Origin of the sequence: Synechococcus sp. PCC 7336 (assembly GCF_000332275.1) — a bacterium.
Classification (GTDB): Bacteria; Cyanobacteriota; Cyanobacteriia; order Thermostichales; family PCC-7336; genus PCC-7336.
This window is the reverse complement of sequence record NZ_CM001776.1, coordinates 2,266,387-2,280,371: the sequence shown is the minus strand read 5'-3', so window position 1 is coordinate 2,280,371 and position 13,985 is coordinate 2,266,387. Positions and strand designations below refer to the sequence as shown.

Here is a 13,985-nt window from a genome sequence, read left to right as displayed (position 1 = left end):
GGGATTCTCCACTGAGAAGGCAAATGGGTACAGTTAGACCGTTAGGGCAGGGGAGGAAGAGGCCGCTGTAGAGCTGGTGGCAGCGCCACCGCAGAGACGGGCGGCAGCAGCGAGAAACTCCTGCTCTAGATAGGGCTTGGTGAAATAGCCGTCAGCTCCTAAATGTTGGGCGAGGCGCTTGTGCTTGTCGCCGCTGCGGGATGTGAGCATGACGGTGGGAATAGCTGCCAGAGCGGGAATTTGGCGGCGGTGGGTGAGAAACTCGAAGCCATTCATGTTGGGCATCTCGATGTCGCACACGATCAACTGCACGTCAGCGTGTTGCTCCAGGTGCTGTAAGGCTTCGCGACCGTTGCGGGCTTGCAAGACTCGATAGCCTGCCCGCTGGAAGGAAGCTGCCAGAGTGCGACGTTGGGTGCTGGAGTCGTCCACCACCAAGATCCTCGGCATCTGCACGGCATTGATGCTTTTGGCTGGGAGGGTAGGAGTATGGCTGACGATCGCACCGCTGGAGGTCGAACGGCCCGAGGAACCTCGCTCTACCTCATCCCACAGGGTTAAGCCATCCAATACCGGTACGAGGGAGCCATCCCCCAGGATGGTACATCCATAGGCATAGCGGGGTGGGGTAAGGGTTGTGCCAAAGGGTTTGATGGCCAGCTCTTGCTCGGAGAGGAGTTGGTCCACTTCGATCGCGATCGTCTGGCGATCGCGGCGCAGGATGAGAATGGGCGACGCCCAGTCCTGAGGAGCGGGCACGGCCATGAGGGCCCGACTGGCGGGGGTATCGGCAAGGGGGCAGCGGTAGTCGAGCAAATCGGCGAGGCGGTAAATCGGGATGGTTTGTCCTTGCCAATAGAGGAAGCGCCGCTGGCCCGATTGTTTGACTGTGCCTTCTAGCGGGTTGACAATGTCGTCCACACTATCGGAGGGCAGCGCCAGGGCAGCGGCTCCAGCACGGCAGATCAGCAGTTTGGAAATGCTCAGGGTGAGCGGCAGTTTGAGGGTAAAAGTGGTGCCGCGCTCGCGCTCGGAGGTAACGGTGACGGTGCCTTTGAGCGATCGCAATTGCGATCGCACCACATCGAGGCCCATACCCCGCCCCGATAAGTCACTGACGCGTTCGGCGGTAGAGAATCCGGGTTCGAAGAGGAAATCGAGCAAGCGATCGGTGGAGATTGCTTCACTCTGCTCGATCGATAGGAGACTGAGGTCGATGGCCTGCTGCCGAACCCGTTCGAAGTCGATCCCGCGGCCGTCGTCGGCCACTTCCACAATGGTTTGGCTGCCCTTGTAGTAGGCCCGCACTTCGATGTAGCCTTTCTCCGCTTTGCCCCGCTGGCGACGCTGCTCGGGGGGCTCGATGCCGTGGTCGAAGGCATTGCGCAATAGGTGCAGCATGGGGTCGTAGAGTTTTTCCAACATGGCTTTATCTACGAGAACGCCCGCACCGCTGAGCTTGAGGCCGACAGACTTGCCGTGCTTAACGGACAGATCCCTCAATACGCGGGGGAAGCGGTTGAGAATTTCGCTCAAGGGCAACATCCGCGACCACATCAGTTCGTCCCGCAGTTGGCCGAGTACCTGGCGGTTTTGTTCGAGCAGTTGGTTGGATTGGCTGGCAAAAAGGGCAATGTCTCCTGCCGATTCCTCAATTTGTATCGTTTCTTCCAGCATCTCCTGCACGATGGCGTGCAGCTCGCTGTAGCTGTCGAGTTCGAGGGAGTCAAAGCTGCTGGGGCGCAGGTTGGAGGCGCGAGGCGGCAGGGCGAAGCTGGGTAGAGCTCCGTTGGAGCGGTAGCGATCGGGTGCGATCAACATGCGATCGGAGATATCCCGCAGATAGGCGGCCAGGGTCTGGAAATTGGCGAAGCGGGCGAGCAGATCGCGCACGGTCCCTTGCAATTGATCGTTTTGTAGAGACAGGCCGTTGCGGTTGATGGCGAGTTCGCCCACTTGGTTGTCCATCCGTTGCAACCGCTCTAGATCGACTCTGACGGAGAGTCCGCTCGACCGTTTAGTAGGACTGGGTGCTTCAGCGGGGCGATCGCTTTGCTGGGCAGGAGGTGCAGCGGGTGTGGAGGAGTCGGCAGCGTCAGGGGTAGCAGCAGAGGGCGCAACTGCGATCCCCCCTGCATCGAGATCGCTAGCGGGGGGCAAGGTATCGAAGTTCTCGCGCACGGACTGCAAGGCGGCGGCTAGAGTAGCCATCGGATTGGCCGAAACTGGTTCGGGGAAAGGAGTGGCGAGGGGTGGTTCGGGCTCGGAGGTAACGGGCTCGGACTCAGGGAGTACGGCCTCGGGTTGGGAGGAGTCTATCGCTGCTGTCCAACCGCCAAAGACCTCGTCTGCCGAGGGGTCGTCCGCAGAAGGGTCGTCCGCAGAAGGGTCGTCCGCGAACAGTACGGCCTCAATCTTGTCAGTGCTATCCGCTTCGGGAGGAGTTTCAAGCTCTGCCAGGAAACTGTCAGCCTCTGCGACAGTCAGTTCATTCGTGCCGAGGATAGGCTCGACCGATTGGGGCTCGGCATCGCCGATCGCGGGCGAATTAATCGGCGCGATCGCCTCAATCTCGGCATCGGCAGCACCCTCCGCTCGGGCTGCCGACAGTGCTTCGCGCCAGGCGTCGAAAATCTCCTCCTCGGAAGGATCCGCCTCCCCAGCCCTCGCGTTCTCCGCTTCACCGGTCGAGCTGGTATCGCTGTCCAACCCGAGGGCTGTCACTACATCGCCAAACATATCTTCTACTGACATGTCTTCTGGGGATGCCTCGTTCGCCCAGTTGTCCTCGGGCAACAGTGCTGCTGCCTGCGAATCCTCCACCTCGTCCAGTTCGGCGTCACGGGCAAAGATGTTAGCCAGCGCCTCGATTCCCTCCGCCTCAGCGGCTAAGCGATCGATATATTCGGCTGTGGCGTGGAACCTTTCGGGATCTTCCCCGTCGGAAGCGCCCTCGGGTCCCTGCATGGAAAACTCGGATAAGGGCTCGACAGACGCTTCCAGGGGAGATCCTGCCTCATTGACCTCGACACAATCGAGCGAGGAGGGCAGCGTTTCCGTGCCATTGGCGATCGCCCGCAACTCGGCAGAGGGTTCGCCGCCCCGCTCGCGATCGCCGTTGAGAACCGCAGTGCGCCCCGCCTGAAAATCGGCCAGCACCAGTTGAGCGATCGCCAATGCCCGATCGGGATGGGCTTCCACTGCCTCGATCGCCAAGCTGGCGATCTCGCCAAATCCATGCAGTTCGAGCAGTTCGGCAAAGCCCGCAAACACTTCGGCCTGGGCGCGCACTTCTCCTGCCACCTCGTAGTCGTTTGGGCTGGCAATCACATCAGTGAGGCGCTGGAGGCCGCTCTTTACATCCACTTCAAAAATCGACACCGCAATATCGATGCCAAAGTCTGCAGAGCTGGCAACCACATTCTCCGCCTGCTTGAGGGCATCCCCCAACCGATCTTCAATCTGCGCAAAAATCGGCTCCGCCGTATCCACAGCTTGCTCGGGGTTAAAGCGATCGGTTTCGATCTGCTCCATCAAGGGCTGGCGCAAACAGTCAAAGGCTTGTAAGAGCTGCGTTTCAAACTCGGCGTCGATCGCAGTGCTGTCGTTATAGAGCGCTTTAAAAATATCTTCGAGGCGGTGGGACAGGGTTTTAATCGCGTCCAGACCGACGCTGGCAGCTCCTCCCTTGATGGAGTGAGCTGCCCGCATCAACTCGTGGATTTTGGGGGCACTGGACTCTTCCCACAGGTTCAGCAAGCCCGACTCAATGATTTGGAGTAACTCGGGAGCCTCCTCGACAAAGAATTCGTAGGCTTGGTCGCGAATATCCGGTTCGATCGCCATGGGATGGGCTCCAGAGAACTAACTACTTCGTTCGTACTGCGAGGGAAATGGCCCGCGCGCGTCTCTTCAGCACAGCACTAGCTCACCTTGAACTGACGCACGTTCATTTGGAGGGCTTGGGCCGTGGCCAACAGTTGCTTGAAAGACTCGGAGGATTGCATCGCGTTAGCCGAGGTGTTCTGGGACGTAGCGGCCACTTCGGTCATGGTTTGGGCCACGCTGGCCGATGCCTCGGACTGCTCCACAGCGGCGGCGGCAATCGCTTCCACCAATTGCTCGATCTGGGCACTGAATTCCACCACCTGACTGAGATTTCGGCGGGTTTCTTCCACCAGTTGGGTGCCTGTGGCCACCTGCTCGGTCCCTGCTTCCATCGAGGCGGCCACTTCGTCCGTGGCTGTTTGAATGCTCGTCACCAAAGACTCGATGTTGGCGGTGGCTTCCGCAGACTGGGCCGCCAGCGATCGCACTTCTTCGGCGATCACCGCAAAACCTTTGCCTTCTTCCCCAGCTCGGGCGGCCTCGATCGAGGCTTTCAGCGCTAGGAGGTGGGTTTGGGAGGCAAACTTCGCAATCGTGTTGCCCATCTGGGAAATCTGTCGGGAGGCTTGGCCCAGTTCCCGCACCTTTTGGGCCGCATCGGTCACGGTTTCGCGTACGGTCAAGATGCTGTCCACCGTACGGTTCATGGCGGCGTCTCCCGCTGTCACCGTCTGGTTGGCGCGCTGCACGGCAGCTTCTGCTCGTTCGGCCCGAGCCGCCACGTTACGAATCGAGGCATTCATGGTTTGAATGCGATCGAGGGCGTTCGCAATATCTGCCGCTTGCCGTTCTGCTTCCTGCGAGAGGGTACTCACGAAGGTCTGGTTGTTGCTGGTGGAGTCCGTCACTTGCTTGGCAGCCTCTTGCACCTGGGCCACAATGCCCCGCAGGTTGGCAATGGTGGAGTTGTAGGAATCGGCGATCGTGCCAATTTCGTCTTCAGTCACGGTGGTTCGCACCGTGAGATCTCCTTGGCTGACGGGGTCTACTTCCCGCAGCAGTTCTAAGGCTCGCCGCTGCAGGGTTTCGCTGGTTTGTCGTTGTAGAGCTTCCGAGCGGCGCTGTCGCTCGAGCAGGTTGACGCGATCGAGGGCTTGCCCCACCTGAATGGCGAGTTGGGCGAACAGATCGATCGTCGGTTGTTCCCAATCCCTCGGTGCCGAACACTGGTGGGCAATGAGTAAACCCTCCAACTCCCCCTCGATGAGGATGGGGGCCACCAGGTTGGCTCGCACGGCAAAGGGCTGCAGTTGACCTGAGTAGCAAGGGGTCAGATCTGCCTTGTCAATATCGGAAACTGCCTGAATGCGGCCCTGCCGGTATTGCTCTACGTAGCTCTCGGCAAAGCAAGGATCGGCAATTTGGGCTCCCATCGCTTTGGGCCAGCTACCAGCGACGGACTCGGCCACCACAGTCCCCTTCCAGGTCTCGTCAAAGCTGTAGACGATAACGCGATCGGTGGCGATCGCCTTACGACTCTGCTGCACGGCTATGTCCAGCAGAGCCTTGCTGCTGGTGGCTCGCGAGAACTGGAGGGTGATGTCCTTAAGCAGGTCGGAGCGGCGAGCGGCTTCCTCTCGGTCTTGCAAAAACGCAACCCGATCGAGGGTAATGCTCATTTGGGCCGACAGTTGCTTCATAAAGGCGATTTCGCGGTCGTCCCACGCATGGGGGGCGGTGCAGTCGTGGGCGACGAGCAGGCCGTAAAGCTCTCCCTGACTGATAATGGGTACGACGAGGTTGGCTTTGATTTTCAGCCGCCGCATCAATTCTTGGTGCTCGGGATGGAAACCGGCGATCGCCACGTTTTGGGTGGCTGCAACGCGGCCTTCACGATAGGCGTCGAGCAACTCGGACGAAATACAAGCATCTTCGATCGCCTCGTTGTAGGCCACGGGCCACCCCGAGGCCACCGCTTCGGAAGCAATGTAGCCACTCCAATTAGGGTTGAAGCGGTAAATCACCATCCGATCGACCCCGAGCCATTGCCGCGCTCCGGCCAGAGCCTTGCTAAACACACTCATCAGTTCGCCTTCGTCGAGGGTGCGTTGGCTGGTAATGCTGGAGAGCAGGCGGGTGGCATCGGCAGACTGCCTTTCGGTGTAAGCGAGGGCTTGCAACTGGGCGGCCATCTGGTTGACGTTGGTCCCCAGTACGGCCACCTCGTCCTCTCCTTTCACCTCCAAGCGGGTATCCAGTTCTCCCCGACCGATCGACCGCACGGCATTGGCGGCAGCAACAATCGGACGAACTTCTCGATTGACCAGCAAGGTCGAGATCGCCCCCACCAGCAATGCCGCGATCGCCGTTCCTAGAGAGATCGTCTGGCGCAGTTGCCGCTGCGGCGCAAAGACGACGTCTAAATCGCTAGCGATTAAGACTCCAAAATCCAATTCGGGCAGTCCCGCTAGATCGGTTAAGGGCGCATAGGTCAAGAGTCTTTCAGATTCATCGTCGGGGTCGATATCCAGAACAGAAGCCACTGCTTGCGCTGACACCAGTTGTTCGTAAGCGACAAAATGCTCCTCGGCTGGCTGGTTGATTCTGTCTGCATTTCCAGACGCCAAAAAATACCTGCCATTACTATCAATCAGATAGTAATCCTCCCCTTCATTGGCATACTCTCGGGCAATCTTGTCCAACCCTGCCACCGGCAACTGAAAGCGAATGACCCCGGTAATGTCGCCCGTGTTCGCATCCTTCACTGGCGACGCGATATGCATACTCAGCGTTCCCGTCGTGCGAGAGATTGAGGGCGGGTTGATGGTGGGCTCGCCAGTGTTCATAATCCGCACGAAGTAATCCCGCGTCAAGTGGTTGGGAACGGGCCTGCCAACCGCTTGCACGACCGTCTCGCCTTCGAGGTCGAACAGGGCGACGCTGTTGTAGACCCCATAAAGGCTGACATAGCGGTCTAACAGTGCCACCTTCTCTTCTGTCGATGTGGTTGCCGATACCTCGGGATCGGTGAAGATAGGAAGCTGGGCCAACACTTGAATGTCGGCAAATCGGTCAGCCATGAACACGCCGATCTCGTTGGCCAGTTGGGTTGCCCGAATTTGTTTGTCCTGCTCGATTTGCCGCACGATCGATTCGTTCGCGAAATAATAGGCTGTCGCTCCAATTGCCAACACTGGGACAGTCCCGATGGCGATGGCCAGGGCGGTAGCCTTAAATTGCAAACTGCGGACTATTCGCCAGACTGAATTCTGTGGCCGACGCGCCTCGACGGGATGACCGGAAGCAACCGACTCTAGAGAGGTGGGGGATAGATCTGGAGACAACTGCTGCTGGCTGGTTGGGAGCTCCGCTGACGGAGAATATCCTAACTCCATTGCAGGCGAGTGAAGATCGCTCGGAGATGGCCGACTGGAGATGGGTTTGGGAGGGGTCTGCGTCATGGTGACAAACTCGCGAAGACTGGGTGTGGCGAAAAACTGAGGGGAGACAAAAGACTGAAGCACAATGGCGCGATCGCGTGCTGGGGAAGTTTCCTCCCCCAGAGCGAGACCGTTCTAGCTCAGCTTGAACTGGCTGACCGTCTCTTGAAGCTGTTGAGCCACAGTCTGGAGCTGTTTGAATGACTCGGACACGTCGGAGACCGAGGTCGAAGTCTTGCCCGACACAGCCGCCACCTCGGTCATGGTCTGGGCCACTACTTCCGAGGCGAGGGTTTGTTCGGAGGCGGCTTGGGCGATCGCGTTCACCAGGTTCTCAATCTCGCTACTGGCTCGGGTGATTTGGTTCAGATTCTGGCGGGTTTCTTCCACCAGTTGAGTTCCGGCCACCACCTGCTGAGTGCCCGTTTCCATTGCAGCCACCACCTCGTTGGTTTCCCCCTGAATTTCGGCCACCAGCGCTTCGATTTCCGCCGTTGCGTCGGCAGACTGGCGGGCAAGCGATCGCACTTCGTCCGCAACCACTGCAAACCCTTTCCCTTCCTCGCCAGCGTGGGCCGCCTCAATCGAGGCATTCAGCGCCAGCAGGTTGGTTTGGTCGGTAAAGCCACCAATCAGGCTCACCACTTTAGAAATCTTCTGGGAGGCTTCCCCCAGCCGCTTCACTTTCTTGGTGGCATCGGCCACCGTTTCGCGGATGGCCATAAATCCATCCACCGTCCGGTTCATGGCCTCGTCTCCAGCTTGCACGGTTTGGGCCGTTTGCTGCACGGTTTGCTCGGCTTTTTCAGCACTTTCGGCCACCACGCGAGCTGACATCGTCATGGTTTGGATGCGATCGAGCGCTGCTGAAATATCGTCCGCTTGCGCGAGGGCTTCTCGGGCCAGGTCGCCCACGGAGGTCTCGCTGGTGGTGGTGGTGGCGGCCACCTTTTGGGCGGCGTCTTGCACCTGTTGCACAATCTTGCGCAGGCTGCCTACAGTGGCGTTGTAGGAGTCGGCGATCGTGCCGATCTCGTCTTCGGTCACTTTGGCGCGGATGGTGAGGTCGCCTTGACTGACCGGGTCCACCTGCATCAGCAATTCGAGGGCACGTTTTTGCAGGATTTCCTTCAATTGCCGCTGTTCTTCAGCTACCTTTTGCACCTGTTCCACGTAGACGACGCGGTTGAGGGAGAGACCGAGTTGGTCGGCGAAGCGCTTGAGGCGAGTTTGTTCGTCGTCGCTCCACGAGTGTTGCTTGTTGCAGTAGTGGGCAATTAGCAGGCCGAAGAGCAGGCCGCCAGCGACCACGGGGGTAATCAGATTGGAGGCAATCTTCAGGCGCGCCATCAGGGCTTCGTGGTCGGGGTGGAAGCCCGCTGCAAAGACATCGTCGTTGGCCAGCACCTTGCCGCTGAGATAGTCCTTGCGGATAGTTTCGGGGATGCAAGCATCTTCAACTCGATTGTTGAGGGCTTTGGGCAAGCCAGGGATAGCGTCTTCGGCGACGACGGAGCCGCTCCAGTCGGGGTTGAAGCGATAGAGCACTACGCGATCGGAGCCGAGCAGCTTGCGCGAGCCCCGAGCGGTGATGTTAAACAGATCGAGAATATCTTCGTCGGTTTGGGTGCTGGCTCCGGCAATGTCCGCCAGCAAGCGCTGTTCTTCGGCGGTGGATTCCACCTGTTCCACGTAAACGAAGCGGCTGAGGGAGAGGCCCAGTTGGTCGGCAATGCGCTTGAAGTTGATTTGCTCGTCGGCGTTCCACGCATGCTGGCGGCTGCAATAGTGGGCAATGAGCAACCCGAAGATTTTGCCGCCTGCCACCACGGGGGTAATCAGGTTGGACTTGATGCCCAGACGAATCAAGAGCTTGAGGCGATCGGGGTGGAAGCCCGCATCGAACACATCCGTGTTGGCCGCCACTTTGCCGAGGGCATATTCGTTGCGAACGTGTTCGGGGATGCATGCCTCTTGCATTTCACTGTTGAGGGCTGAGGGAAAGCCGGCGATGGCAGACTCAGCAACGACAGTTCCCGTCCAGTCGGGGTTAAAGCGGTAGAGCACCACTCGCTCGGCCCCGAGCTGGCGACGGGCTCCCGAGACTGCGAGGTCGAGAAGAGCCCGGACGTCGGCCTCAGTTTGGGTGTTGGCTCCGGCGATTTCGGCCAGAAGCAGGGTTTCTTCGTTGGTGCGAGCTTGCCGTTGCAGTAGACCTCTCACCCGCGTCACCAGAGCGTTGAAGTTGTTGGCCAGGGTTTGGGTTTCTTCAGTACCGCTGGGCTCGGCTAGGACGTCCAGGTTGCCTGCGGCTACCGTTTGCGCTGTCCCGGCAAGGCGGTTGAGCGGCTTAGACAGTTGCCCGGATAACCACAAAATCACGCCTCCTAGCAGGACTGAGGAGGCAAAGGCTGCGCCGAACAGATTCCATTTCAACCCCTGTCCGGCCGCTTTAAGTTCGTCGTGACTGATAGAGGAAACGGCTGCAAAATGATTTTTGCCCGAAACCACAACGCTGTAAAACCGATCGCCGAGTAAGAACGACGCATCTAGAAACTCACCTTCTCTTACTTCATCTCCGTCAAATTCGCCCAAAGACAAGTCCTTTAGCGAGAATTGGCTGTCCAAGCGTTGCTGCACCTGCCCGTTGCTAGCCCCCCCCTCCAACAATTCCTGCATGAGTAGGAGAATCGAGTGAAGACTCTCGCCACCCGTCAGCTCGCCTGACACCTCGGTGCCTTCTCCAGTCACCGTGAACAGGACGCCACTTTCTTCTGCTGAAGAGTTTCCCGCTCCTGCTTCTGCACGGTTCTCATCAATGTCCACCAATTGCACTCGAGCAGTCTTTGTAAGCCCCACATCATTGAGGAAATCTGAAATAGTGTCAAAGCCCGCAGCAGGTAAGACCACCTTCAGCACGCCCAGAAACTCTCCCGAGGCTGGATCTGTAATGGCCTGGGCTAGATCGATACTGAATGCATTCGCAGATTCGTCAAATTCGGCGTGACCGACCCACTGGGTTTCCGCCTTGCCTGCTTGCCACCATTCTTCATCCCGCTGCACCAGGTCGCCGGTTTTGTTGCTATAAGCAATATTCAACCCATTGCGCTCCGTGAAAAACACCTCGACAGTCTCGGTCGCTACGGCAACTTGACGCAGATAATCGTTCAGCCGCTGGTTTGGCTGCAGCAGGTTCGTCGCTGAAAACTGCTCCTCTAGGCGATCGTCCGGCAGTTCCGCCAATCCCTCTGCCTCGGCGAATTGACCGCCTGCGCGGGCAGCATCGATCGCCAGCGGATTGAGGGCAATCTGCTCCGCGTGCGCAAAGCCTTCCTCTAGCTCTGTTGCAAACGCATTGCTCGCCAGTTCCGCCAGTTTTTCAGTTCGCTCTTCTAGCTCCTCTTCAGCTTGCTGGTGGGCAACTTGGCCCGCGCCAAAGCCAAACGCCAATAACGGAACCACCACCGCCGGCAATAGCGTCAGCAACAGCCGCCCCCGCAGCGTCCCGAACCCTGGCAGTTTCATTCCATTCGCAACACTCCGCACAGCAGCAGGCTGAGGCGATGGCAGCACGACCTGAGGCGGTTGGGGCATGGGTCGTGCCATCCTCTGCCCCGAGGCACCTACCAAATTCGGTGGCAGCGACGCTGACGAACGGCTCATACCCGTTGCCAAATCGTCCGCCGGGTTCCGAGCGCCATTGCCATTCGTCGCAGGGTAGCGACCGGACTTGGGAGGGGTCTGAGTCATGGGAGTGCTCTCTCAATGATGGATGTGGACTGACAATAACGAGCTAGAGAAGAAGTAGCGATCTAGCGCCAAACGCGCTAGCAGGAAAAACTCGGGCAGGAACGCCAAGTAAGCATTTATCCAGACGACTGGGCTGCACGGGCGAGGAGCGATCGCGCGTCCAGCACAGCCACCATCTCCTCCTCGGGCGCAACCCAATACCCCCGCAAAAACGGAGCCAACCCCGCAGAGACGGTGCCGTCCGGGGGCGATTGAATCTCTGTCGCGTCGTAAGTGGCTATCTCGTCCACCTGGGCTACCGCAACCCCCAAGATCTGGGCGAAACTACCCCGCGACTTGCGGTTAGCCTTATCCCCGTGCAGCACCGCTACCGCATGGCGACCCGACGTTTGCCGAAGCTGGTGCCAGGGCGTCATTCCCAATAGATGGCCCAAATCCGCCACCCACAAAATATCGCCGCGCCAGTTGTATGCCCCCATCACCCAGTCAGGCATGTGGGGAATCGGCACAATCTGACCGAACGGCACTGCCAGCACCTCTGTGAGGCTTTCCACCGGTAGCGCCGCCCGCAATTGGGGGCTAATGCGGACCTGCAAAAACTGTGCCCTGCCGTCAGACTCCTGGCCCGCTAGATCCAATCCCAAGGCCGGACCTGGCGTCGCCGCGATCGTCGATTGCTCTACCATTGCATGTTCCTCTCAGATCTGAGGGCGTTACTGCACCAGCTTTTTCGCCACGCGCACCAACTCTTCGCTATCCACGGGTTTCGTTAGATAGGCATCGGCCCCCTGCTTCATGCCCCAAAATTGGTCCATCTCCGTCCCCTTTGTGGAGCAGAGCACCACTGGAATCGACTTCGTCTCGTCCTTGTTTTTGAGGTCGCGGCACAGCTCGAATCCGCTCACACCAGGCAGGACGACATCGAGAAAAATCACATCGGGCTGTTGGGAGGCGATCTGCGTTAGGGCTTCCTCGCCATTGTTGGCTTTCAGCACCATAAATCCACCCTGGCTGAGGGACGTGGAAATGACTTCCATATCTGTGCGCGAATCGTCAATGACTAAAGCAGTACTCATGAAATTTTCCTTAGGTGTGAATCAGGCAGGTTTGAAGTGAAACCGCTAGGCGTATCGAGAAAGATAAAACTGGCTTGGAGGCTGGCGGCGTGCTGTCGCAACGCTTTTGCCACCGCTCGATTCCAATTGGCTCGGCCCAAATCATCGTTCCGCTAATAGATTGGCAATCTCAGTTGAAGATCTCCTCGCGACCGTAGCTGTCACCACTTAAAAACCCCGGATTGAAAGCAATGCGTTAGTCGCTCTGCGAATTGTTTCCCGCTCTCCGGAAAGAGTAAGGTTCGCTGACCACGTGTCGCGAACATTTACAGTCCATTCAGACAATACTTCGCCCGTTCAGGCAGAGAGATGGAAAGATGTCGTCGAGCCACCTATTGTTCAAGATGCCCAGGGAAGCTGAAATGATAACTCTGCATCTCAGCAGTCCAGCAGTTTCACGGATAGTGCTTCGCTATTCCCTAGAATTGGCAGCCAGGGGCTTCAAAATCCTCTGTATCATTGCCGATATTTCTCAAGATCAAATCCCCCAGCAGCTTTGTTTTTGGGGGATTGAGGGGCTGGGCAAGGTCAGGCGCCAGTGCTCGAATCGCTAGCGCGTTTGAGCGTTCCTCAGCCGTTTGCGGGTTCAGTTGCCGATGCTTGAAAGGCGATCGCCTCCCCCATTGACTGTCGATTGGGCGAGACTGTCGATTGGGCGAGACTGTCGATTGGGCGAGACTGTCGATTGGGCGAGACTGTCGATTGGGCGAGACTGTCGAGGGGCCTCTAGAGCGCTGCAAAATCGACTTCGCCCGTGCGAATTCGAACAATCCGCTCGATTGGAGAGACAAAAATCTTCCCATCTCCCACTTCTCCCGTTTGGGCTGCCTGGACGATTGCCTCAATGACCTGTTCGACTTTAGCGTCTTCAACGATGACTTCAAGCTTGGCCTTCGGTAGGAACTCCACCACAAACACAGTCCCCCGATATCTTTCCTTCTGCCCTCTTTGCCTTCCAAAGCCCCTGACTTCCGAGACCGTCATGCCAATGATGCCAGCACTCACCAAAGCTTGCTTGACTGCATCCAACTTAAATGGACGCACGATCGCTTCTACTTTCTGCATCACTCCTCCTACCTATCGTTTCAGCTCGATCTGGGGTCGCCAGGGAACCGCAGAACCGTATCACTCGCTACATTTTATTGCAAGGACCGGAGTGGATTTCACTTTGCAAAGAAATATTGCTGCTTTGGGGGCTGTGGTGGCCGATGCAGGCGACGAGGCTTACATTGCCGATATCCCCGATCTGCAGTATTGCTCTGCGCTAGGTGGAGGGTGAGGTTATGGGGACAATCGCGGCGATCGCCATTCGCCGTTGGCTTGAGGCTGTGACAACAGTGCCGACAGCGACGGATTGGGTACGAACGGGCTTGTGGTTGTTGGGATATGGTCTGATGGCGGTTCCACTTGGAGTGTGGCGCGGCTGGTTGACTTGGGAGCCCGTCAGCAATTGGCGGGTGGGGGCGAGTGCGGCGACGATCGCCTTTCTGGTGCCCTCTGTCTTGGAAGAAGTGCTGTTTCGCGTGACGCTTGTCCCCCACCCTACAGAAGCAGTTACAACCCAAACCCTACTGGGATGGGCGATCGCCAGCTTAGTTCTATTCGTTGCCGCCCACCCGCTCAATGCCGCTCTCTATCTGACTGCCGCGAGGCCGACTTTTTTCGATCCCGCATTCTTAATCTGCGCGGGGATTTTGGGGGCAATCTGTACCGTTGTCTACTGGCAGAGCGGGTCGCTGTGGCCGCCGACGGTATTGCACTGGATTGCGGTCGCGATTTGGCTGTTGTGTTTGGGGGGATTGCGCCGCACGTCGCCCTCCGAAGCAGGAGGTGAATAGAGTTCGAGCAAAGC

General features: G+C 58.3%; 7 protein-coding genes. 1 reads left to right on the top strand and 6 read right to left on the bottom strand.

What is annotated here, in order from left to right; all coding sequences use genetic code 11:
- Window positions 1-33 precede the first annotated feature (33 nt).
- From SYN7336_RS10855 to SYN7336_RS10825, 6 genes are all read right to left on the bottom strand, one after another.
- Complete coding sequence (locus SYN7336_RS10855) at window positions 34-3,846, bottom strand: response regulator (protein WP_017325965.1); 3,813 nt, start codon at window positions 3,844-3,846, stop codon at window positions 34-36.
- A 77-nt stretch (window positions 3,847-3,923) separates the two neighbouring features.
- Window positions 3,924-7,289, bottom strand: a complete 3,366-nt coding sequence (locus SYN7336_RS10850; protein ID WP_026100892.1) for a methyl-accepting chemotaxis protein — start codon at window positions 7,287-7,289, stop codon at window positions 3,924-3,926.
- A 114-nt stretch (window positions 7,290-7,403) separates the two neighbouring features.
- Entirely contained in the window at window positions 7,404-11,018 is a 3,615-nt protein-coding gene (locus SYN7336_RS25435; protein WP_083885700.1) for a methyl-accepting chemotaxis protein, read from the bottom strand.
- A 116-nt stretch (window positions 11,019-11,134) separates the two neighbouring features.
- Window positions 11,135-11,704, bottom strand: a complete 570-nt coding sequence (locus SYN7336_RS10840) for a chemotaxis protein CheW (RefSeq protein ID WP_017325962.1) — start codon at window positions 11,702-11,704, stop codon at window positions 11,135-11,137.
- Between the two features lie 27 nt (window positions 11,705-11,731).
- Window positions 11,732-12,094 carry a PleD family two-component system response regulator gene (locus tag SYN7336_RS10835; RefSeq protein WP_017325961.1) on the bottom strand — a complete coding sequence of 121 codons (363 nt, stop codon included), beginning with the start codon at window positions 12,092-12,094 and terminating at the stop codon, window positions 11,732-11,734.
- A gap of 765 nt (window positions 12,095-12,859) precedes the next feature.
- Window positions 12,860-13,198 (bottom strand): P-II family nitrogen regulator, encoded by a 339-nt coding sequence (locus tag SYN7336_RS10825; RefSeq protein ID WP_017325959.1) that lies wholly within the window; start codon window positions 13,196-13,198, stop codon window positions 12,860-12,862.
- Window positions 13,199-13,416: 218 nt separating this feature from the next.
- On the opposite strand from SYN7336_RS10825, the gene SYN7336_RS10815 reads away from it, so the two are divergent.
- Window positions 13,417-13,971: a type II CAAX prenyl endopeptidase Rce1 family protein gene (locus SYN7336_RS10815; RefSeq protein WP_026100891.1), complete on the top strand. Its 555-nt coding sequence runs from the start codon at window positions 13,417-13,419 to the stop codon at window positions 13,969-13,971.
- Window positions 13,972-13,985: the final 14 nt, after the last annotated feature.